Origin of the sequence: Faecalibacillus intestinalis, assembly GCF_003024685.1 — a bacterium.
Taxonomy (GTDB): Bacteria; Bacillota_I; Bacilli_A; order Erysipelotrichales; family Coprobacillaceae; genus Faecalibacillus; species Faecalibacillus intestinalis.
This window is the reverse complement of sequence record NZ_PYLQ01000001.1, coordinates 1-22594: the sequence shown is the minus strand read 5'-3', so window position 1 is coordinate 22594 and position 22594 is coordinate 1. Positions and strand designations below refer to the sequence as shown.

Sequence of the window (22594 nt, the reverse complement as noted above, 5' to 3'; positions counted from 1 at the left end):
TATTATAAGCTATGATATTTCCTTTTCATTATGTATAGAATTTTATGATCCAATCTTTTTATAACATCAAAAAAGTCAACTTGTAATGTTGACTTTACTTATTTTGATCTTTTCTTCTTAATAATTCATTTCGATAAACAACGAGATCTTTATAAATATCACTTAATGTTGAAAAAACCCATTCTACTCTTTCATCAGGAATACGATTTCTATAAATAGAGTCTAATTCATGATGAAATTGTTCATGAACTTTCAAAGCTTCTTTTCCTTGATTTGTTAATCTTAAGTAATAAATACGTTGATCTTGAGTAGATTTTTCTTTAATAAGAAAACCTTTTTCTACAATTTTTTTAACAGCTGTCGTAAGAGTTCCAAGTGTTACATTCAAATGATTTGCAACAGCTGACATTGAGGGACTTGATTCTTTATCAACAGCTTCTAAAACATGCATTTCAGACATCGAAAGTTGTTTAAAAGGCCCTTGTTTTAAATATAATTCCTGTATATCCATCGCAATATTAAAAACATCAACAACTGTTTCTATCGTATCTACTCTTTGTATCATCTTTTTCTCCTTATTACTCTTCGTATTTTCTAATATATTGATAACCAATACCACCAATACCCATATGAGCTCCAACCACAGCTGGTAATTCTCTTACAAGTATTTCACATTCTCCAATTTGTTCAATCAATTTTTGTTTCATTTCTAATGCTAGATCTTCACTTAAAACATGTTCGATTGCAAAAACATAATTCTTATTGTTAACCTTACATTCATTGACCATGTGATCAATAATTTTTAAATTTGCTTTTTTAGCTGTTCTTACTTTACCAAAACTATCAATTTTACCACCTAAACTATAGTTTAATTTCATAATTGGCACAATTTTTAAAAGTCCAGCTAGCGCTGCAACAGCAGGAGTAATACGTCCTCCCTTTTTTAAATGCTCTAAATTAGGAACCATAATAATCGTTGCTGAATCTTCTACAAGTTTTTCTAGAATATCTTTTATTTCTTCTGGTGATTTTCCCTCATGAGCAAGTTTTGCTGCTACTTCTACAAGATATTTTTGATTACTTGCTGTTCCTTTTGTATCCACTAATGTTACTGGCATTTCTAACATATCACACGCAAGCTTCATTCCATTCATGGTTGAAGAAAGTCCTGTAGCGATAGGTAAACCAATAACATGACTATATCCTTGATCTTTGATTTTTTGAACTGCTTCTTGCAGTGAACCTGTTGATGGTTGAGAAGTCATCACCATAATATCGTCTTTTTCCATACGTTCAAAAACATCTATACTATGAATTTCAATATCATCTAAATAACTTTTACCTTCCATAGTGATTGTTAGTGGTGCAATAAATATTCCTTCATTTTCTCTTGAACCTACAGGAATTTGACATCCACTATCCGCTAATATAGCAATTTTTTCCATACTCTCCACCTCTTCCTCATATAATATAACAAATTATGGATTATTTTTAAAGTTTTATGTTATCATAAAAGTCGGAAGGTGAAAAAATGAAATCTATTGAAAAAATAACTGAACACACATTAGTCATTAAAAAATCAGAGTTTATTTGTACGCTCATTCCTTTAAATGATGAAGAAAAAATCAATGAAATTATTGATTATTATAAAGAAAAATATAAAGATGCTACACATAATTGTGTTGCCTATCTTGTAGGTACAAAAGAAAGAGCCAATGATGATGGAGAACCATCAGGTACTGCAGGTCTTCCAATGCTCAATGTTTTAAAAAAACAAGAACTCAGTAATATCATTGCAATTGTTACAAGATATTTTGGAGGCATTAAATTAGGGGCTGGAGGTTTAACACGCGCCTATAGTCAAGCTGTGGCTGATGCTTTAAAAGAAGCTAATATTGTTGAAAAACATTTAATCGATGTCTATGATGTTTCTCTTGATTATAGTTTTACTAAAAAATTTGAGCATCTATTAAAAGTAAATGACATTGATTGTATAAATAAAGAATACGATGAACAAGTCACTTATCGTCTTTATATTGATGATTTATCTTTCTTTGATACAATTCAAGATTTAACAAGTAATCGTTACAGTAAAGAATTTATAAAAAAAGAATATGTTCCTGTAAAATAAATATGTATTTAGCCTGTTGACAAAATAATTTGTTGACAGGCCTTTATTGTATAAGAAACAATTATTCATTGGACTATCCGTCCATTGAAAGAAGGAAAAAGGAAAGCTAAAATGATCTGTCGACCTTGATAGGAAATGTAGATGATCCAACAGAGATCAAAAGATATCGGGATGTCGTAAGAAAAGCAGGTATCCATGGAGATTATGTGATTATCGGAATTGAACACCAAAGCACTTTTGATAAAAATATGATCTTTCGCATACTCAACTATGATGCGACAACTTATATCAATCAAGTTGAAAGTAAAAAAGAAGTCCATCCAGTAGGAAGTTTTGTGTTCTATACAGGAGATAAGAAATGGAATACCCCTTTAGAATTAAATGATTACTTTGATATACCAGAAGAATTAAAAGCGTATATAAATGAATGGAAATTTATATTTGTTGATGTCAAAGAAATAGATACCAGTAAGATCAAAGATGAACAAACAAGATATTTTATAGAAGCTATCCAAGAGATGTATAAAGGAAACTTTGAAGGATTACACCGAAGAATAAAGATGAATAGAGATAACTTTATTTATGCAGCCATCATTACAGGAAGTTTAGATTTAATTAGAGATTTACCAGAAGGAGATGAAATCGATATGTGTGAAGGAATGGAAAGAATGGCAGAAGGATTTAGAAATGAAGGAAGAAAAGAAGGTGAAAAACGAGAAAAGAAAACTGTATTATCATTATTGAAAGTAAAATTAGGAAATGTATCAAATCAACTCGAACAAGCGATACAAAATAGCTCAATAGAAAAACTCAATACATTAACACTTTCAATTTTTGATATCACAAACGAAGATGACGTTTTAAAAATCATTAATTAATAAGTTAATATATAAACAAGAAAAAGCAAGGCATTTTATTTGGCTTGCTTTTTTTATAAAAAAGAAAAGTACGGTTTTGTCGTACTTTTCTTTCGTTTATTTTTTTGATAACGTTTCAATAAACTCATTTAAACGATTAAGCCATTGATCATGTTTATTGATTTTAATTGTTATTTTATTATCTAAAGATTTAAAGGCTGGCTTTGTAAAAAGTTGATTAGCAAGCAAGAATAATTTATCACCTGAAATTGTTTCAAAAGCGTTTGGTGAAAAGATAATTTCTAGTTGTTTACCAGAATCTTTAATATCTTCAATAATAGAATAATGTGAAAGAATTTCAAGTTTTCTCTTTTCAATCAATGTTAAAATAGCTTCCGGTAAATTTCCATAATAATCATCAAATTCCGCTTTTAAACTATTAAGTTCACTCATTGTTTTTGCTTTATCTAAACTTTGATACAATTCAAGTTTTTCATAATCACTTTCTACATAGTCATCAGGAATATAACCATCTACACTCACATTTAAGTTTTTAACCTCTTCTTCAGGCTTTTCATCTTTATGCATTCTTACATTGATGGCATCTTGTAAGATTTTCATATACATTTCAAAACCAATATCATCAATAAACCCAGCTTGTTTACCCCCAAGAATATCTCCTGAACCACGAATTGATAAATCACGCATGGCAATTTTATAACCACTACCAAGTTCAGTAAATTCTTTAATCGCTTTTAAACGTTTTAATGCATCATCTTGAATAGACTTATCCTTTTTATAAAGAAGATAAGCATAAGCGCCTCTTTCACTACGACCTACACGTCCTCTAATTTGATAAAGTTGGGCTAAACCAAATTTATCAGCATCTTCAACAATCATCGTATTAGCATTAGGAATATCAATTCCTGTTTCAATAATTGTTGTACAAATAAGAACATTAAATTCTTTATTCATAAAACGAAGCATAACATCTTCTAGTTCATTTTTATCCATTTGACCATGTCCTATAGCTACTTTTGCATTAGGAACAGTAGAAGAAATTTTATAAGCGACATTAGCGATTTGATCTGTTCGATTATAAAGATAGAAAACTTGTCCATCCCTAGCGAGTTCTCTTTCAATAACTTGTTTAATTAACGTATTATTTTTTTCAACAACATAAGTTTGTACAGGTAATCTATTTTTAGGTGGTGTATCGATTTTCGATAATCCTCTAATTCCCATTAAAGACATTTGTAATGTACGAGGAATTGGTGTAGCTGAAAGAGAAAGAACATCAATGGTTTCACGGTATTCTTTGATTTTTTCTTTTTGTTTAACACCAAAACGTTGTTCTTCATCGATAACAAGTAACCCTAAATCATTAAACGCGACATCTTTTGATAAAATACGATGTGTTCCTATTAATAAATCAATTTTACCTTCTTTAACTTCTTTTAAAATACGTTTCTTTTCTTTAGATGAAGTAAAACGATTGAGTAAAGCAATTTCTACAGGGAAATTTTTAAAACGTTCGGTGGCTGTTTTAAAATGTTGCATTGATAAAATAGTTGTTGGACAAAGAAAAGCTACTTGTTTATGATCTAAAATTGCTTTAAAAGCACCACGTAAGGCCACTTCGGTTTTACCAAAACCAACATCTCCACATAAAAGGCGATCCATTGGTTGAGGTTTTTCCATATCCAATTTAATCTCATCAACACTTCTTTGTTGATCAGCAGTTAAAGCATAACCAAATTGATTTTCAAAATCGATTTGTAATTCATTATCCTTAGAAAAAGCAAACCCTGGTGAAGACATTCTTTTAGCATATAATTCTATTAATCGATCAGCAATATCATCAATTTTATTTTTAGCCTTTTGTTTAGCTTTTGTCCATTTGCTACTTCCAAGAGCATGGATCATTGGTACTTTACCATCAGCACTTGCATACTTACGAATCATTTTAAATTGTTCAACTGGAATATAAAGCGTATCATCTCCAGCATAAGCCACATATAAATAATCTTTATGATATCCTTTAACATCAAGTGTTTTAATTCCTAAATATTGCCCTATTCCATAGCTATCATGAACAACATAATCACCAACATTTAATTCTTGGAAGTTACGTAATGTTTTAGCATCTTTAAATCTAAAATATTTTGTTTTAGAAACATTGACTTCTCCAAATAATTCATGGGCTGTTAAAATAACTACTTTTTCTTCAATAAGTTCCAATCCTGATGCAAGTTTTCCTACATAAAGATTAATACCTGGATAAATTACTTCATCAATTCCTACAAGTGTATATTTCATTTCATGACGATCAAAAAGTTCCACCATCAATTGAAGTTGATGTTTATTTTCTAGAGAAATTAAAATTTGACTATTCTTTAAATAATCATTGATTTGTTGGATGACACGTTTTTCATCATCTCGATTAAACATCACATCGTGACTTAAAAAGACAACATCATCTTTATTTGTTGTAAAGGTATTAATGGCTTGATAGTTATCTTTAATAATGCTATCAAAGTCTTGATAAAGTTGATTATCTTTTAAAAAGCGTCCACTTTGGCTTAATTCTTGATAATAATAGAAGTTTTCTGAAATATAGTTTTTGATTTGAAAATGAATATCTTCTTCTTGACATAAAATAGTAATTGGAGCATCTAAATAATCTTTAATACTCGTCACATTTTTAAAGAGATGATAATACGCATATTGACTACTATCTGTAGCATGTGCTTTTAAGTTTTCAATATCGATCATGATTTTTTCTTCAAAATCATCTTTAAATAAATCATCCATCTTTTGATATTGTTCTTCAAAAGAATCTTTGATTTGTGTAACAACTGAACCTACTTCTTGATCTAAATAAAGAAGATCGGTAGCTGGAATAATTTCAATTTCATCCACTTTTTCAATCGTTCTTTGTGTTTTTTCATCAAAAAATTTAATATAATCAATTTCATCATCAAAGAAATCGATACGAATAGGATGGTCATATTGCATTGAAAAAATATCAACGACTCCCCCACGTTTAGAAAAATAGAAAGGTTGATCAACACGTGTTGTATGCATATAACCTGCTTGCGCTAAAAATCTTTGTAAATCATAAACATCAATATGATCTCCTACTTTTAAAGTCATACAGTTTTTCTTAAAAACATCAACAGTTGGAACATATCGCATCACACTATGACCATGACTAATCAAAAGATGTGGACCAGGTCGTGTAAGTTGATACATCGTTCCTAATCTTTGTCCTAATAATTCTCCTGAAGCAGCTAAACTTTCAATACGATAAGATTCATCTACAGGAAAATAAAGAGCTTCATCAATCATTTGAGAAACTTGTTTATAAAGAAGATTAGCTTCATATTGATTTGATTTAACAATCAGCATATCTTTTTTTAAAGTCAAAAATGCGCTAGCAATCAGTAGCGCTTCGCTGTTAGAAGAATTGACAACGATATTTTGTTTATTCAATAAAGCATTAAATGCTTTATTATCTTTTAATAAATGTAGTATCTTTTTCATATGTGCCTCTAATTAAAACGATTCATTGCATGGTTAAATCCATGATCCAAATAATCAACGACTGCATCACTGGCATTTTCAATCCCTTGATTGATAGCATCTTGTTCATCTTTTGTAAAACGTGATAAAACATAATCAACAACTTTTATATATTTACTACGATCAATACCTACACGAATACGATTGAAATTTTGACTTCCAGTATGCAAGATAATATTTTTAATACCATTATGTCCACCAGCACTACCACTTTGTCTTAAACGAAGCTTCCCTACTGGCATATCTAAATCATCATAAATAACTAAGATATCTTCTTGATTGATTTTAAAGAAATCCATGACTTGTCTAACAGATTCTCCAGATAAATTCATATAAGTTTGTGGTTTTAATAAAATCACATCTTCACCTTTATATTTACTTTTTCCATAAAGTCCTTTAAATTTGTTTTGTGTCATTTCAATATTTAATTTTTCACTTAAACGATCTAATACCATAAATCCTGTATTATGTCTTGTATTTTCATATTCTTTTCCAGGATTACCTAAACCAATAATTAATTTCATTTTTTACCTCTTTAATCCAAATATTTTCATCGAAATAGGAGCTAAATATGTGCGTGATTCATGATCATTATAAATCACTTCATATTCATCCATATCATTTATTTCAAAATCATAATACGAAGGATTAAAATATGCAACAATCTCTTGATATTTTCCTTTATTTTGTTTCACACAATATCTTAAAATACGATAATCAAAATGATTTGTACCTACATATTCATTTACTTCTTGAATTGTTTCATACTTAAATCCACCATTTTCTTTTCTAAGTTGAATCATTTGTTTAAGAGTTTCAATATCCTCTTGATTTTCATCAACTAAAGACCAATTGACTGCATTAATATGATCTAATGTATTATACGTATTTCCAAGTCCATCTTTACTACGATAGAACTCTTGACCACAATGAATAAAAGGAATTCCTTGTGATAAAATAAGCGCAACATTCAACATCAATTGTCTTTTCTTACGGGTTTCAAGTGGTTCATCTCCATTACTAATTGCAAATTTATCAAATGTTGTCGCATTATCATGGCATTCAACATAATTAATACTTTGATCAACATAGCTGTAGCGATTTGTATTTTTCATACATTCACCACCAATTTCACAATTATACATATTCCCCGCAAAATAACCTTTATCCTTTAAAGCAGAATCTCCACTACCACCCTTTAAAGTTTCACGATAATAATCATTAAAGAAGCCAATATTTAACATCTTACGATGATTATCTTGCATTCCTTTTTCATGATCATCCATAGCTGTAGGCATATTCCATCCTTCGCCATACATAATAAAACTATCATCTATTTTTGAAGCTTGATCATAAACTTGATTTAAGGTTTCAATATCAATAATACCCATTAAATCAAATCTAAAACCATCTACTCCATAAAGTTTTTGCCAACGCAAACACATATCTTTAATATATCGTCTTACCATTTGATGTCTTGATTCTAAATCATTCCCACACCAAGAACCATTAGACATTTCTCCATATTGATTCTTTCTAAAATAATACCCCGGTACTGTTCTTTCAAATGCACTTGTATAATAATCATACATATGATTATAAACAACATCCATCACCACTCTTAAACCTTTTTGATGAAATGTTGAAACCATATGACGACATTCTTTAACTCGCGAATAACCATCTTGAGGATCTAAAGCATAACTTCCTTCAGGAACATTGTATTGAATTGGATCATAACCCCAGTTATACATCACTGTAGGATGAAGTTCATCTACTGTCGCAAAATCATACATTGGCATGATTTGAACATGAGTGACACCTAAATCTACAAGATAATCAAACCCTGCTTTATTACCTTGTGGTGTAACTAAACCACTTTCTACTAAAGACATAAAAGTTCCTGGATGTGTTGCGTTAATTGTTTTAGACATAGTAAAATCACGAACACTTAATTCATAAATGATCGCTTCTGTTTTTCTTTTCATATGTGGTAAGTTTTCTAAATAAAGTGGTTCATTGATTTTATCAACATCAATGACAATATTACTATTACTATTAGCATTAGAAGCATAAGCATAAAGATCTAATGTTTCATGAAAACTTTTATGATGACGAATCAAATAATTATATTCTTGATTATCCAAATCTCCTTGGATCGTTACTTCAAAAACCCCTTTTTCTTTTCTTTCCATTTGATAAGCTTCATTTCCTACTTTAACCATGACTTCTAAAGCCGTAGGCGCCCATACTTTGAAAGTTGTCTTTTCTTTTTGATAAAGAGGTCCTAATTTTCCATCATAATAAAATAATTCATCAAAATCATCCAATTCAGAAAGTCTTACATATTGTAAAATAGCACTTAAACCATAATTATCTACCATCTCATAATGATGCGTTAAATCAATATGAACATTTTTAAAATAATATTTAACACAAATATCATCTTCACATGTTTCAGCAACAGGAATTTCTACAAGTGTTTCTTTATTTAAATCTCTCAAATAAAATTTTGGAGAAATTCCCCCATAATATTTTTTTGAAAGTCTTACTTCTATTTTATTTAGCTCTATTAAATTGGCGAGCATACGTATTTTGCCTTTTTCCATTTTTAATCACCTAATCGTATTATACGCAAAATATATATTTTATTCAAACATCTTCTTTTTTGCTTTGATGTTCAAATTTTATGATATAATACCCTCGGTGATATAAATGAAAGTTGGTTTAGTATTAGAAGGTGGCGCTATGCGTGGTTTATACACAGCGGGTGTCATCGATACATTTTTAAAAGAAAAGATTGATGTTGATACAATTATTGGTGTTTCAGCAGGAGCTTTATTTGGAATGAATTATAAATCAAAACAAATAGGACGCGTTTTGAGATATAATAAAGCTTACGCTGGAAATAAAGATTATATGGGTGTTTATTCTTTTTTAAAAACAGGAAATGTCATGAATGAAGAATTTTGTTTCGAAAAATTGATTGATGATTTAGATCCAATTGATTATCAAAGTTATCAAGAATCTCCTGTTGATTTTTATGCCGTTGTGACAAATTTACAAACAGGAAAAGCAGAATATAAGTTGTTGGATACTTTAGATAATTATGATCAAGTTGAATATTTAAGAGCATCAGGTTCAATGCCTTTTGTATCTCATATCATTCAAGTCAATGGTCATGAATATTTAGATGGTGGCTGTAGTGATAGTATTCCTATTAAAAAAATGTTAGAGATGGATGTTGATAAAATCATTGTCGTTTTAACAAGGCCCTTAGATTATCGTAAAAAGCCATCCAATAAACATCTTAATAAACTCTTTTATCATCAATATCCTCATTTTGTAGAAACCTTAAATAATCGTTATTTAAATTATAATGCGTCTTTAGATTTGATTACAAAATTAGAAAAAGAAAAGAAGATTTTTGTTTTAAGACCTAGTCAACTCATCCCTATTGGACGACTTGAAAAAGACAAAGAAGTCATTCAACAAATGTATGACTTAGGTGTAAGTGATTGTAATAACCAATTAGAAAACTTAAAAAAATACTTAAGAGGCTAAATTAGCCTCTTATTAATTGGTATTTAATTAAAAGTTCTTTAATTTCATCTGGTGAAACACATCCATTTTCACCTAGATGAATTGCTGATTTCGTTTTACCATGAAAATCACTTCCACAAGTAAATCAATATAACTTTTATTCATTATTCATCTCTCCTATCATTTGATTCTTTCCTATTTGAAAAAGTCCTTCTTTAATTAATTTATATAGTTGATTAATTTTAATTATTTGAGGTTGATGTTTTAAAGGAATCGTTGGTAAAGATATTTGTATGTCTTTTAAAACATCACTACAAATACCAATAGCTTCTGGATTTAAGACACAACATAAAGTAACAATCTGTTTTTCTAATAATTCTTGAGGAGCATCTTTTAATAAGCGCTCTTGTTGTAAATGATCATAAAAAGGTAAGCATCGAAGTTCTCCCGCAAAATGACTAAAGCCATTATAAAGTTTCCCTTGAATGATCATTCCACAGCCTACATAATCAACCGCAGGCTGATAAATCAAAGCACTATTTTGATAGTGTGAATATTGATGATAAAAACCAATGCTGGCACAATTGACATCATTTTCAATGATTATTTTTTGTTTTATTTCTTTTTTTAAAATTTCTAATATATTTTTATTTTGAAAATCTTCAAAATCACACAAATCAATCATTCCCTGATCACAAACCCCTGGCAGTGATAAACAAATGACAGCAATTTCTTGACCTTTCTTTAATACCTCTTTTATTATTTTTAAAAACTCTTCAACTGTTCCTTTTAAAGAAGAATGATTTTTTTGATAAACAATTTGATCATATAAATCTATGATTTCAAAAATAAATTCATAACTCTTCTTATTCTTCTTTAAAACTATTTTTAACAGATGCTTATAATCCTTATATAACTGATATTCTTTAGACTTTCTACCACCCGTTGACTTAGAATCACTTACATATTCAATTTCATGATTTTTCAACATTTCTTGTAAAATATTAGTAGTTGTCGCCAATGAAAGACTTGTTTTATACGCTAAGTCATTTTTTGTCCAAATTCGTCCATCATAAAGGCATTCTCTTATTTTTATTTCGTTTTCTTGTTTTAAATCATTTACTTTTGACATACTATCGCTTAACTTTCATCAACTTTTGTCGAAAGTTGTTATAACATATCATTTTATTAAAAGGAATAATTTATAAAGAGTCTATCATTATAAATTATTCCTTAATATTAGAATATTTCTCTCCTATTTTAAATAAGGAACAATAGCATCTATAAATTTCTTACTCCATTTTGCATGAAATTTAGCTATTTGTAACCAATCATTTTCATTATAAATACTTACATTTTCCAATCTATACGAAATTATTGATCTTTTTACGTCATCTCCTCTATCCCACTCTAAATTAACACCTAAATTTGATTCTATTTCTAATTTATGTAACATAACATTATCAAATGCAATTTTATTTTCATTAGCATTAGTCTTTCCAAAATATACATCTACTCTTGCAAAGTCATAATTAGCAATACAACATATAGCAAAACCACCTATACCAAAAGTACCATTTATCCAATTTTCCTTTGAAGTATTTACATTATCAAAAGATTTATTATCAAAATTTTCTTCTTTTATAAATTTTAAAGCGTACCCCCAATATCTTCGACGTATTTCAAATCTCGTTCCTTTTTCAGCTTCTTTATCATTAGAATCTCGCAAATAAAAAACTAAATCAGTTGGATCCATACCATATAACTTATACAATCTATTTAGAACAGATAATTTACTTTGTGTATTTGTATTAGTTTGCACATAAACATTATCCCCTATTTCATCACATTTTTTAAAAATCCTTTTATTAGTTGAAAAATGAATAGATAAATCATCATCTGTTGATAATGCAATCTTGGTAATAATCGTTTTATCCTCTAAATATAAAGCTCTTAAAACTTTCGTATACATTTCAACCCAACTTACAACCGGTTGTTCAATTCCTTTATATACAAATTTTGCAATCTGTCTACCACTTAAAAAAGATGCTTCATCATCTAATGTATAAGAATCCAATTGTTTTTCTTGCGGTTTATAATTTGTTGATGGAAATGCCCAAATATCTAGCGCTCTTTTCAACAAATAATCATTCCTATCTCGTAATTCAGCTAATGTCCATTTATCCTTTTTAGAAACATATGTATTTAGACGAATCCCACTATCTTCAAATCCATTCTTCATTGTCTTTTTTTCTACAAACGTACTATTGCTGTACTTTGAATTATATGCTGTTAACGTTAAATTAGCTATTCTATGAAGCCAAGTATCATGAATTTCCTCATAGCTATCACCTAATTCTTTAATCCAAGCAGGTGTAAGATGTTGTGGCATAATATGTTCAATAGAATATTCTCCTTCATCATAATGTCTATATATGTCTTTATCTTCTAATGTTCCAAAATTTTCTAATCTTTCTAAAATATAAATTTTATTTTTACTATTCATTTGATAAATCGGTTTTTCTGTGAACATTAAAGAAAAGTCATCATCATTTGGAAATCTAGCTCTATCTTTTTTTGATAATAAAGCAAATTTTAGTTTTTCTATGTAATTACTATCCGTACCATCATATCTCATAATTTCTCTATTAAGTAAAAGAAATATTTTATTTAATGCGTTTGTAGGCAAATCGCATATTGTTCTTCTAAATAAATAACTTTCTGTTATAGAAAATGCTTCTGTGACTTCATTCAAATTTATTTGATTTTCATCATAAAGCCTTAATACTTCTAGAAAAAACGGTCTCGTTACAGTAGTTTCCAAACGATTTAGTCTATTAATACAAGAATTTAGTTCTTTACTACTTGTTTTCCCACATAACAAAATATTATATCTTTTTGCATAACTAAGTAAATCTTCTAATATTTCAATAATTTTTAAAGAAGAATCCTCAACATATTTTTTGAAATTTATATAAACTTTTTTTTGCGAGGGTATAACAAGTTGTTTAACACTAAGATAATCTCTAATGAAAGAACTAACATCATATTTAGTACATTTTTCTATACAATTCCAATATTTTTCATAATACTCATCTTGCTTTTGTTTTGGAAGACCCATTAATATATAATTTCTAATTTTATCTCCTTCACTTAAGTCAAGCCCTGTGGAGTTTAAACTTTCAAATATCAACTGTGGATTATCTTCATTATTTAATGTAATATTAATAATTTCTAAGCGACAAATTGCATCAAAAAGTTCATCAATCGTAATCTCTTGTTTTTGAATTCTTTCGTAAAAGTAACTATAATTTATCGTTAAATTTGAATCTTTAATATAATCATCTTTACTATTAAAAAGCTTACTAAATGCTTTTTGATCATTTTTAATAGGCTTTAGTTTCATTCTTTTTTCTTGAGGTTGGTATTTATCTACCAGAAAATCTTCATATATCTGATCTTTTAAAGACTCATCCTCAGAAATTATTATTTTTTCTTCAAGAAGGTTATACAAAGCCAAAAAAAGCAGTGACATTGTTGTTAAACGCTGCTGCCCATCGATAATAAGAAATTCTGTATTTCTTCCCGATGGTTCATATACTGAAACTATACTTCCAAAAAAATGTGTTTTACTATTATTTTTTATTACTTGAATAAGATCATCATAGAGCTGCTTGCAATTTTCAATTTTCCAATCGTAATTACGTTGATATACTGGAATAATAAATCTTTTTTTAGATCCTTCCATGTATTCTATTAATCTTAATTCTGATCCTTTCATAAATAACACCTTCCTCATTAATTACAAAACATTTATTATATATGTATATATTTTATCATTTAAATTTAATTTTTGAAATAACTCATGTAATGTAACTCTTTATAACTTATAACAAAAAAATGAACTAAATAAGTTATTAGTTTAACCTATTTGGTTCATTTAATTAATTTTTAATTATTTTCTACCATAATAAATATCTCGATCAACTGCTTTATTCATTGAAGCAACAACTGTTGTACATACTGCATCTCCAGTAATATTAACAGCTGTTCTTGTCATATCTAAGATACGGTCAATTCCCATAATTAAAGCAATTCCTTCTACTGGTAAGCCAACGGAATTAAAGACCATGGTAAGTGTAATTAATCCAACACTTGGTACCCCTGCTGTTCCTATTGAAGCAAGCGTTGCTGTTCCAATAACTGTTGCATAATCCATCATAGATAGATGAATTCCAAAGGCTTGAGCTGTAAAGACAACCGCAACACCTTGCATAATGGATGTTCCATCCATATTGATTGTTGCTCCTAATGGAATTGTAAAGGATGAGATCTTTTTAGAGACACCCATTTTTTCAGCTAAAGTATCAATATTCATTGGAATTGTTGCATTGGATGTTGATGTTGAAAAAGCAAAAGCCATTACTGGGAAAAAGTTTTTAATAAAGATAATAGGATTTAATCCTGAAAAAATCTTTAACATTGACATATAAACCCCAAAACATTGAACACCTAAAGCAAGCAATACACAGAACATATATTTTAATAATGGGATGAAAACATCAAAACCTATTTCTGCAAATGTTTTAGAAATCAAACAGAAAACACCTATTGGTGCTAACTTCATAACAGCCATTGTCATTTCCATCATAATATCATTAAATTGACTAAAGAAGTTTTTAACAATATCTACACGATCTGACATATTTGCAAGAATAACACCTAAAATAAGCGCAAACAAGATAATTTGTAACATTGTTCCATTTGCAAGTGATTCAAAAATATTTGTTGGAATAATATTTAACAATGTTTCTGTCACACTTGTTGCTTGTGTTGACTCTGTTACTTTTGAAGTGATTTTAATTGCTGACATATCTAAACCAATACCTGGATTAATAACATTAGCGATACATAAAGCAACAACAACGGCAAGTGCTGTCGTACATAGATAAAAAAGCATTGTTTTAAGTCCTACAGCTCCTAATTTTTTAGTATCTCCTACTGCCATACTTCCACAAACAATTGAACAAAAGACAAGTGGTACAACTAACATACGCATTAAACGTATAAATCCTTGTCCTACAACATAAAATAAACCACTAACAATAAAATCATCAACGATTTTATTACTAGGAATACAATAATTAATAATAATTCCGGTAATTGCACCTGAAATAAGTGCTATAAAAATCAAAGTTGTTAAACCTAACTTCTTTTTATTTTTCATTATATAAACCCCTTTCTTTAAAATATTCTTTTAAAGATTCTTTCCATGAAGGAAAAGTATAAACTGGAGTCATTGACATAATAAAATTATCTAAGACACAATAAGCTGGTCTAACTTTAGAAAAATCAGATAAATGAGTAGGTACTGCCTTCATTTGAGCTTCTTTTCCTGTAAGTTTTAAAATCTCATGAGCGAATTCATATCGACTACATACCCCTTTATTTGTCGCATGATATGTTCCATATTCATTTGTATCAATTAAATGTAAAATAAAACGTGCAAGTTCTTTAGCACTTGTAGGTGATCCAAATTGATCAGAGGCAATTGCTAGGGTTTCACCTTTATTTACTTTTTCTAATAAATCATTAATAAAATTATTTCCTAAACCATAGACCCATGTACTTCTAATAATAAAATGCTTATAAGTAAATTCTTTAACATATTGTTCTCCAGCTAATTTAGATTTACCATAAGCTGTTTGTGGTCTTGTTTCATCAAACTCATTATAAGGTTGATCACTTTTCCCATCAAAAACATCATCTGTAGAAATATGAACCAATTTAGCTTCTAATTTTCTAGCAATAATAGATAAATTTCTAGCACCTAAAGCATTAACTTTATAAGCTTTAGAAATATCATTTTCACATTCCTCTATATTTGTAAGTCCTGCACAGTTAATAATAATATCTGGTCTATTCATTTCCCCAAAACGTAAGACCTCATCTGTGTCTGTAATATCCAAATCGTCTATGTCAGTATCAAGAACTTTGAATTCAAGTTTATCAATAATTTCATTGATTGCTTGTCCAATTTGTCCTTTAGCACCGCATATCCAAATTTTTCGCATAATTTCATCCTCCTTTAAATCTTGAATATTATATCTAGAGGGTTATTTGATGTCAAATTCAAACCTAGTTCATATTTCGTGATATAATAGTATTGAGGTGATTTTTATGAATGATTTATCTAAAATGTATCAAGTTTACGTAAATAAAGAATTACAAGTAAACAAAAATGAAATTTTAAATGTCGCTCGACTTAAGCAAAAAACATTATCTTTCTTACATGATTTAGGAGAAGTTTGTCAGGATTCAAGATGTTTTATCTTTTGGGAAAAAGAAGAAGCTATTCATCACGATGAACTATTAGAACATTATTTAGATGGTTTAAAAATGTTAATGTCTATTGGTTATGAATTAAGAATTGATACTATTAAAAATCATACTGAAATTCCTAATCGTTTATCTTTAGAAGACTTATTTTTAAAAATTTATCAATCAATGATGAATGTTTCATCAACTTATTCTAGTCAAGATTACCAAAATACAATTGATGACTATTTCTCTTTAGGATTTCAATTAGGTATTGATTTAGATGAAATTATTGATCATATTTAATTTGTGAGATGGAAACATCTCACTTTTTTATTTTTGACAGATACCACAAGGAGTATATCCTTGTTGTTGTAATTTTTTTGAAGTTGAAGTAACTACTTCTTTATTTTGTTCGCTCATTTTTGAAACACTTGAACAATTTGGATCATGATATTTTTTATTTTTTATATTAATAACATACTTTTTACTTTTATTACTTGACTTATTATGATAACCAAATGGATCTTTTGCTTCTTTGATGCCATAAGTTGGTTCTCCTTCTTTGGCTTTTCTTGAAGTTCCATTTTGATAATCAATAGTAACACCCGGTTGTACATTATAAATATAAACACAGAAACGAATCGTTTCATCTTCAATAGAAGCTGCTTGTAAGATCAAACCTCTTGCTACTAATTCATCTTTTTTATATACAGGAATAGCTTCATATAAAACATGATGATTCGTATTTTTAATATAATCTCTAACCTCTTCTTCAAAAGGCAACATACCTGTAACATTAAAATAACGTGTTCCCGTCATTAAATTTCTTTCTTCAGCATTTAAACCACTTAAAGCAAAACCAATTTGATGACAACGATTATATAAATATTTTGTAGAAATCAAATCATCATATCTTTGTATTTTCCATCCGGACGGTTTAACCATTCCAATAGATTCCCTTTTATTTGTTGGAAGTGTTTCAGGACCTAAACAAGCTTGATCTTTTTGAGTACGTCCATATTCATCTAAATCATTTAATTGAATATATGTTTTTGTAGTATATTCATTTTCTTTAAAAGTAGGAGTATTGTGATTGATTTCAATATATGGTTGTCCACTATATTCTTCTATTTTATTTAAAATATCTTGAACATTATTTTCATCAAAAGAAACCTGATCTGTTTCTATTTGTAATTGGTTTTCTATATTTGTAATTTGATAATATAAGGTTTCTTTAGAGTCTACATAAAACGATTTTTGAGTTTCTTCACCATCTTGTACAACTTTTAACTCATGATTTCCTTTAGTTAACTTTAGCTCATAAGTTCCTGCACCTTGACTTTTTAAAGTATCAATTTGATCTTGATCAACATAAACATCTACATCCTGGCTACTTGTTTGTTCTAAAGAAAGTATTACACTTTGCTTAGAAGATGCTTTTTCTACTTGTTGATTACATCCTGTTAAAGTAAATGTCATCAATAATGAAAGTAATAATAAATAGAGTTTTTTCATCATAGTTCCTCCTTGGAGTACAAGTATATCATAAATTTATATTTTTTCTTTTCTATTTTTTTTAGTAGAAACCTATTTCAAGGTTTTATTGGATAAAATATAAAAAATAGAAAACATGATCAAATACAAAAAGTATCATGACAATCTACTTTTAATCATTGCTAAATAAAGATTAACATATTAAAATAGTAATAAAAATATTATCTTACTTAATCAAATAATTAGGAGAAAAGAAATGATAGATACTAAAAAAATTAGAAATAAACATGGTTTTACGCTTGTTGAAATAATAGTTGTTCTTGTCATTCTTGCAATTTTAGCTGCTGTGGCTATTCCATCCGTTTTAGGATATGTAGATGAAGCAAAAAAAGCAGGTATTATACAAGAAGCACATGGGATTTATGAAGCAGCGCAAATTGCTGCTACAAAATGCTATGCAACAGATGAAGATGAATTTAAAAAACAATCAATTTTTAAATATAACTACACATTACCTGCAGATTTTCCTTATAAAAAGACAACAACAAATCCAGTTGGAAGAGTGTCTGATTCTTTAATGAGTTATGGACAAAAAGAGCCTGACAAGTATCTTAGTGATAGCTATTCTGGCGCATCATATATCGATAAAGAAATTGTAAAAAATGTATTACATTTTTTACAAAGTGAAAATAAAAATTCAGCTATTTATAAATACAAAGTACAAACTGACTGCCTCAACGGTCAATCCCTTAACGATTATAAGCCTAGTAAATTCAATGGATTTGCTATTAATATATTCTATAACCAACAAGGTAAGATAGAAGCTATAAATTTTGCGAGAGATAATTATATGGTTACTATTTATAATGGAAAATTAAATTGTGTTAAAGGTGGTAAATCAATAAAATCAATAGAAAAGAAATAGTATAAAAAATAATTTTTTTGTTATAATTTCTAACTAAAAATAGGATATTGATATCATACCCATGATATTTATTTCCTACTAATTAATTTCTCAACGATAACGTTTGAGGAATTATTGTAATTAGAAACAATTGCTTCTTATAGTAAAATAATTTTAATATATTTTTATTTTACAAAAGAAAAGGCTGTATGAAATTAATTATTTAATTTCATACAGTCTCTTTTTTATATGGTTTTAAATTTTTTACGATATAAGATATAAGCTACAATACTTGCAATTGCTTCAGCAATAACAAATGATAACCAAATACCTTCAATCCCCATGACATTTAATAAAATGTATGCTAATGGTACTGTAATCAATAATTGTCTAAGTAAAGAAACTGTTAAAGAATATTTTCCTAAACCTAGAGCTTCAAAAACACCTGACATTAAAACTCCAAAAGATGAAACAATAAAACTTAAAGATAAAATTCTAAGCCCTGTTTCTCCTATTTCTAACATGCCACTACTTGCATTAAATAAAGAAAGTAAAACATTTGGAACTATAAAGAATAGTAATGTTCCTGCTCCTAAAATAGCAGCAATGACCAAACCAGATACTTTTAAAATTTGATGCATTCTTTCTTTTAACTTAGCTCCATAATTATAACTCATTAAAGGTCTCATTCCTTGTACAATTCCTGATGTTGGCATATAAATAAATGTTTGTAACTTATAATAAACCCCGAAGAAAGCAACTGCACTTTGTGAAATAGATGAAAGTATACCATTTAATAAAGAAACAAGAACAGATGGTAAGCACATCATCACACTTGAAGGAATAGCTATACTATAAAGTTGAGAAATAACATGAAAATCTACTCTGAATTTCTTAAATGAAATATGAAGATGTGTATTGTATTTTTTAAATAAGACAAATGATAAAGAAGCTGCTGAAAATTGACCAATTACTGTCGCAATAGCTGCTCCAGCAACACCAAAAGCAGGTAATCCAAAATAACCAAAAATCAAGATTGGATCTAAAATAATATTAATAACAGCTCCAAAGATTTGCATGATCATGGGCATCATCATGTTTCCAGTTGCTTGAAACATCTTTTCAATAGCTAGATGAATAAATTGACCAATAACTAATGAGACAACAATCATTCCATATTGCATTCCATAGTTAATTACATTTTGATTTGTTGTAAACATATTTAAAAATGGTCGAATAAAAAATAAACCAATAATTAAAAATAATAAAGAATGTGCAAGTGACATCACAATTCCTTGAGTTGCATAATAAGATGCCTTATTATCATCTTTAGCTCCTAAATGTCTTGCAATAAAGGCATTCATCGCAATCCCTATTCCACAAGAAATGGCTAATGATAAATTTTGTAAAGGGAAAATCAATGATACTGCTGTTAAAGCTTCTTCTCCAAGTTGAGAAACAAATATACTATCTATAATATTGTATAATGATTGAATCAACATTGAAATCATTGGCGGAATCGCCATTGACATTAATAAAGGAAATACAGGCTTGTATTCCATTGGGTTTCTATTTTCCATATAAGTCTCCTTTCCATAAAAAAAGCTATAGATGTCTATTTATGATCAGAAATAGAGAAATCTATAGCTTACCTAAGCAATATTTAATTTGCTTGTTTATATTAATAAATATTTAATTTTTTGTCAATTCTTTTATGCAAAAATTAATTCTTGATCCAAAGCTTCTAAAGCCATAATAGCATCCCAACAAAAACTATCTTTTCCAACATATTCATCAAAATGATTACGTTTAAATTGAATCATAACTTCTTCTTGAATACCACTAAATTTAATTTTACAATTTTGTTCTTTTAAACGATCAACAATTTCAAAGAATTCATGAATACCTGAATCATCTATTGAAGGAACTCCCCTCATAGAAAAAATAATTGCTTCTAAAGAATTATCTAAACTATCTAGAACTTGTGTCATTTGTTCTTGTGTTCCAAAGAAAATAGGACCACTTAAATACATAATTCTTGTTTTTTGATGATGATGTTTTAAATCTTTTCCTACACGATCTTTATCAATATCACGTACTTCTATATGTAAATGAGAATTATTTAAAACAAATAAAATAATTGAAACCATGACTCCAATAACAATCGCAACAGTTAAATCAAAAACAACTGTCGCACACATTGTAATTAAATATTGTGAAATATTTGTTTTAACTTTATTATGAAATAATGTTTTAATTTCTTGCCAATCATTCATACGCCAAGCAGTAACCATTAAAACACCCGCTAGTGCAGATAATGGAATACGCGACATTAAAGATCCAAGTAAAAACATTGAAATTAAAATAACAACTGAATGAAAAACACTGACTAATCTTGTTTTTCCACCTGCTTTAATAGCTACAGATGTTCTAGCAATTGCAGCTGTAGCAGGAACGCCACCAAATAAAGGAATCAACATATTTCCAATACCTTGAGCCATTAATTCACGATCAGCATTTAGTTTTTCATTTTTCATTTTACCAGCACTTGCTCCACATAAAAGTGATTCAATCATTCCAAGTGCAGCAATACTTAAAGCAGGTAACATTAATTGTGTAATTGTTCCAAGTTGAAGTGAAGAAAAAGATAATCTTGCTTCTGGAAATAAAGTACTTGGAATTGTACCAACTTCATGAACTGGTAAATTCATACATAATTGACAAATTAAAGCAATGATAATTCCAGCTAGTGAGGAAGGACAATATTCTCCCCATTTTTTAGGCCAAATAAGCATGATCACAACAACTAAAATTCCAAAGAAAACAGTTGGAAGTGATACAGGAAAACCTAATTTTAAATATGAAAACAGTTTTTCTAAAGCACTTGAACCAACAGATGTTGTCCCAAAGAAATTATCAATTTGTCCTAATGCAATAATGATTGCGATTCCACTTGTAAAACCAGTAATAACACTAGTTGGAATAAAAGAAACAATTTTTCCAAACTTAAATAATGAAGCAATAATCAACATACATCCAGATAAAAAGCTTGCGATGAAGACACCTTGTAAACCATATGTTGTTGAAAGTCCAATTAAAATAGCTGACATAGCACCTGTTGGTCCAGAGATTTGGTAACTTGCTCCCGATAAAACACCAATCACTAAACCAGCAATAATCGCTGTAATTAACCCAGCACCTGCATCAGCCCCACTACTTACACCAAACGCTAAGGCAAGTGGTAAAGCAACAGCAGCTACTGTTAAACCTGCTAAGATATCTTGTAAAAGAGTTTGCATGTTATAACCTTTAAACTCATTTTTCAAGTCTCTTATATAATCTTTAAACATAAAATCCCCCTTTTTTACCCCGTGTCATTATACACATTTAAAGAACATTTGTTAAGAATGTATCGATATAAAAAGGATAATGTTGAACCATTATCCTTATAAACATTATAATTTAAAATATTTTTCTATCTCTTTCACTTCATCTTCAGGTATATCTAAAAATTGAATAGCTTCTTTAAATGACATTTTTAGCTTTATCATTAGTTTTCTTATATTTTTAATTCTTTCATTTTGTGTTCCTTGTTCTATTCCTTTTTCAACACCTATTCCAATTCCTTTATTTAAATATTCTTTTTCTAGTATATTTGCATAATCACACACTTCCCTGACCTCCTTTTCTATTTCTTTAAATCCATATTCTTTCATGATTCTTATTTTTCCTTGATAATCTAATATATTATTCAAGAAT

General features: G+C 28.6%; 18 protein-coding genes. 5 read left to right on the top strand and 13 right to left on the bottom strand.

The features are described from left to right. Nucleotides 1–94 precede the first annotated feature (94 nt). Together C7U54_RS00090 and C7U54_RS00085 are read right to left on the bottom strand one after the other, a co-directional pair. Nucleotides 95–565, bottom strand: a complete 471-nt coding sequence (locus tag C7U54_RS00090; RefSeq protein ID WP_022002967.1) for a MarR family winged helix-turn-helix transcriptional regulator — start codon at nt 563–565, stop codon at nt 95–97. A 13-nt stretch (nt 566–578) separates the two neighbouring features. Further along, complete coding sequence (locus tag C7U54_RS00085) at nt 579–1445, bottom strand: DegV family protein (protein WP_107028872.1); 867 nt, start codon at nt 1443–1445, stop codon at nt 579–581. 86 nt (nt 1446–1531) lie between these two features. Here C7U54_RS00085 and C7U54_RS00080 point away from each other — a divergent pair, with 86 nt between their 5' ends. Together C7U54_RS00080 and C7U54_RS00075 are read left to right on the top strand one after the other, a co-directional pair. Continuing rightward, on the top strand, nt 1532–2131 hold the full coding sequence (locus C7U54_RS00080) for a YigZ family protein (RefSeq protein ID WP_107028871.1): 600 nt from the start codon (nt 1532–1534) through the stop codon (nt 2129–2131). A gap of 125 nt (nt 2132–2256) precedes the next feature. After that, a complete protein-coding gene (locus C7U54_RS00075) occupies nt 2257–3009 on the top strand; it encodes an Rpn family recombination-promoting nuclease/putative transposase (protein WP_107028870.1) in 753 nt (250 codons plus the stop codon). A 96-nt stretch (nt 3010–3105) separates the two neighbouring features. Here the strand turns inward: C7U54_RS00075 and mfd are convergent, their stop codons facing one another. From mfd to pulA, 3 genes are read right to left on the bottom strand one after another with little or no spacing between them, the layout of a single operon-like run. Next, nucleotides 3106–6534 carry a transcription-repair coupling factor gene (gene mfd, locus C7U54_RS00070; RefSeq protein ID WP_107028869.1) on the bottom strand — a complete coding sequence of 1143 codons (3429 nt, stop codon included), beginning with the start codon at nt 6532–6534 and terminating at the stop codon, nt 3106–3108. Between the two features lie 8 nt (nt 6535–6542). Then, nucleotides 6543–7097: an aminoacyl-tRNA hydrolase gene (gene pth, locus C7U54_RS00065; protein ID WP_022002974.1), complete on the bottom strand. Its 555-nt coding sequence runs from the start codon at nt 7095–7097 to the stop codon at nt 6543–6545. Nucleotides 7098–7100: 3 nt separating this feature from the next. After that, complete coding sequence (gene pulA / locus C7U54_RS00060) at nt 7101–9182, bottom strand: type I pullulanase (RefSeq protein ID WP_022002975.1); 2082 nt, start codon at nt 9180–9182, stop codon at nt 7101–7103. A 106-nt stretch (nt 9183–9288) separates the two neighbouring features. Here pulA and C7U54_RS00055 point away from each other — a divergent pair, with 106 nt between their 5' ends. Beyond that, nucleotides 9289–10137: a patatin-like phospholipase family protein gene (locus C7U54_RS00055; RefSeq protein ID WP_022002976.1), complete on the top strand. Its 849-nt coding sequence runs from the start codon at nt 9289–9291 to the stop codon at nt 10135–10137. A gap of 136 nt (nt 10138–10273) precedes the next feature. Here C7U54_RS00055 and C7U54_RS00050 read toward each other — a convergent pair whose 3' ends face one another. The 4 genes from C7U54_RS00050 to rfbD form a co-directional block, all read right to left on the bottom strand. Beyond that, nucleotides 10274–11248 (bottom strand): ROK family protein, encoded by a 975-nt coding sequence (locus C7U54_RS00050; RefSeq protein WP_107028868.1) that lies wholly within the window; start codon nt 11246–11248, stop codon nt 10274–10276. Nucleotides 11249–11371: 123 nt separating this feature from the next. Beyond that, nucleotides 11372–13897: a DUF4268 domain-containing protein gene (locus tag C7U54_RS00045; RefSeq protein ID WP_107028867.1), complete on the bottom strand. Its 2526-nt coding sequence runs from the start codon at nt 13895–13897 to the stop codon at nt 11372–11374. Between the two features lie 174 nt (nt 13898–14071). Then, complete coding sequence (locus tag C7U54_RS00040; protein WP_107028866.1) at nt 14072–15343, bottom strand: dicarboxylate/amino acid:cation symporter; 1272 nt, start codon at nt 15341–15343, stop codon at nt 14072–14074. Further along, nucleotides 15333–16190, bottom strand: a complete 858-nt coding sequence (rfbD, locus tag C7U54_RS00035; protein WP_107028865.1) for a dTDP-4-dehydrorhamnose reductase — start codon at nt 16188–16190, stop codon at nt 15333–15335. Before rfbD ends, C7U54_RS00040 begins: the two co-directional genes overlap by 11 nt. Before the next feature lie 106 nt (nt 16191–16296). Here rfbD and C7U54_RS00030 point away from each other — a divergent pair, with 106 nt between their 5' ends. Beyond that, on the top strand, nt 16297–16740 hold the full coding sequence (locus tag C7U54_RS00030; protein ID WP_022002981.1) for a dUTP diphosphatase: 444 nt from the start codon (nt 16297–16299) through the stop codon (nt 16738–16740). A 27-nt stretch (nt 16741–16767) separates the two neighbouring features. Here C7U54_RS00030 and C7U54_RS00025 read toward each other — a convergent pair whose 3' ends face one another. After that, nucleotides 16768–17952 (bottom strand): DNA/RNA non-specific endonuclease, encoded by a 1185-nt coding sequence (locus tag C7U54_RS00025; protein ID WP_162297476.1) that lies wholly within the window; start codon nt 17950–17952, stop codon nt 16768–16770. 235 nt (nt 17953–18187) lie between these two features. On the opposite strand from C7U54_RS00025, the gene C7U54_RS00020 reads away from it, so the two are divergent. Continuing rightward, a complete protein-coding gene (locus C7U54_RS00020; protein ID WP_107028863.1) occupies nt 18188–18856 on the top strand; it encodes a type II secretion system protein in 669 nt (222 codons plus the stop codon). Between the two features lie 224 nt (nt 18857–19080). Here the strand turns inward: C7U54_RS00020 and C7U54_RS00015 are convergent, their stop codons facing one another. The 3 genes from C7U54_RS00015 to C7U54_RS14670 form a co-directional block, all read right to left on the bottom strand. Then, nucleotides 19081–20415, bottom strand: coding sequence for an MATE family efflux transporter (locus tag C7U54_RS00015; protein WP_107028862.1), 1335 nt, complete (start codon nt 20413–20415; stop codon nt 19081–19083). 132 nt (nt 20416–20547) lie between these two features. Beyond that, a complete protein-coding gene (locus C7U54_RS00010) occupies nt 20548–22185 on the bottom strand; it encodes a SulP family inorganic anion transporter (protein WP_107028861.1) in 1638 nt (545 codons plus the stop codon). Nucleotides 22186–22290: 105 nt separating this feature from the next. After that, on the bottom strand, nt 22291–22594 hold a 304-nt coding region (locus tag C7U54_RS14670; RefSeq protein ID WP_396129912.1), incomplete at its 5' end, for a hypothetical protein.

Bases quoted from the DNA above. Each gene is read 5' to 3' on its own strand.
- C7U54_RS00090 (WP_022002967.1), bottom strand. From the start codon at position 565: ATGATACAAAGAGTAGATACGATAGAAACAGTTGTTGATGTTTTTAAT.
- C7U54_RS00085 (WP_107028872.1), bottom strand. From the start codon at position 1,445: ATGGAAAAAATTGCTATATTAGCGGATAGTGGATGTCAAATTCCTGTA.
- C7U54_RS00080 (WP_107028871.1), top strand. From the start codon at position 1,532: ATGAAATCTATTGAAAAAATAACTGAACACACATTAGTCATTAAAAAA.
- mfd (WP_107028869.1), bottom strand. From the start codon at position 6,534: ATGAAAAAGATACTACATTTATTAAAAGATAATAAAGCATTTAATGCT.
- pth (WP_022002974.1), bottom strand. From the start codon at position 7,097: ATGAAATTAATTATTGGTTTAGGTAATCCTGGAAAAGAATATGAAAAT.
- pulA (WP_022002975.1), bottom strand. From the start codon at position 9,182: ATGGAAAAAGGCAAAATACGTATGCTCGCCAATTTAATAGAGCTAAAT.
- C7U54_RS00055 (WP_022002976.1), top strand. From the start codon at position 9,289: ATGAAAGTTGGTTTAGTATTAGAAGGTGGCGCTATGCGTGGTTTATAC.
- C7U54_RS00050 (WP_107028868.1), bottom strand. From the start codon at position 11,248: ATGTCAAAAGTAAATGATTTAAAACAAGAAAACGAAATAAAAATAAGA.
- C7U54_RS00045 (WP_107028867.1), bottom strand. From the start codon at position 13,897: ATGAAAGGATCAGAATTAAGATTAATAGAATACATGGAAGGATCTAAA.
- C7U54_RS00040 (WP_107028866.1), bottom strand. From the start codon at position 15,343: ATGAAAAATAAAAAGAAGTTAGGTTTAACAACTTTGATTTTTATAGCA.
- rfbD (WP_107028865.1), bottom strand. From the start codon at position 16,190: ATGCGAAAAATTTGGATATGCGGTGCTAAAGGACAAATTGGACAAGCA.
- C7U54_RS00030 (WP_022002981.1), top strand. From the start codon at position 16,297: ATGAATGATTTATCTAAAATGTATCAAGTTTACGTAAATAAAGAATTA.
- C7U54_RS00025 (WP_162297476.1), bottom strand. From the start codon at position 17,952: ATGAAAAAACTCTATTTATTATTACTTTCATTATTGATGACATTTACT.
- C7U54_RS00020 (WP_107028863.1), top strand. From the start codon at position 18,188: ATGATAGATACTAAAAAAATTAGAAATAAACATGGTTTTACGCTTGTT.
- C7U54_RS00015 (WP_107028862.1), bottom strand. From the start codon at position 20,415: ATGGAAAATAGAAACCCAATGGAATACAAGCCTGTATTTCCTTTATTA.
- C7U54_RS00010 (WP_107028861.1), bottom strand. From the start codon at position 22,185: ATGTTTAAAGATTATATAAGAGACTTGAAAAATGAGTTTAAAGGTTAT.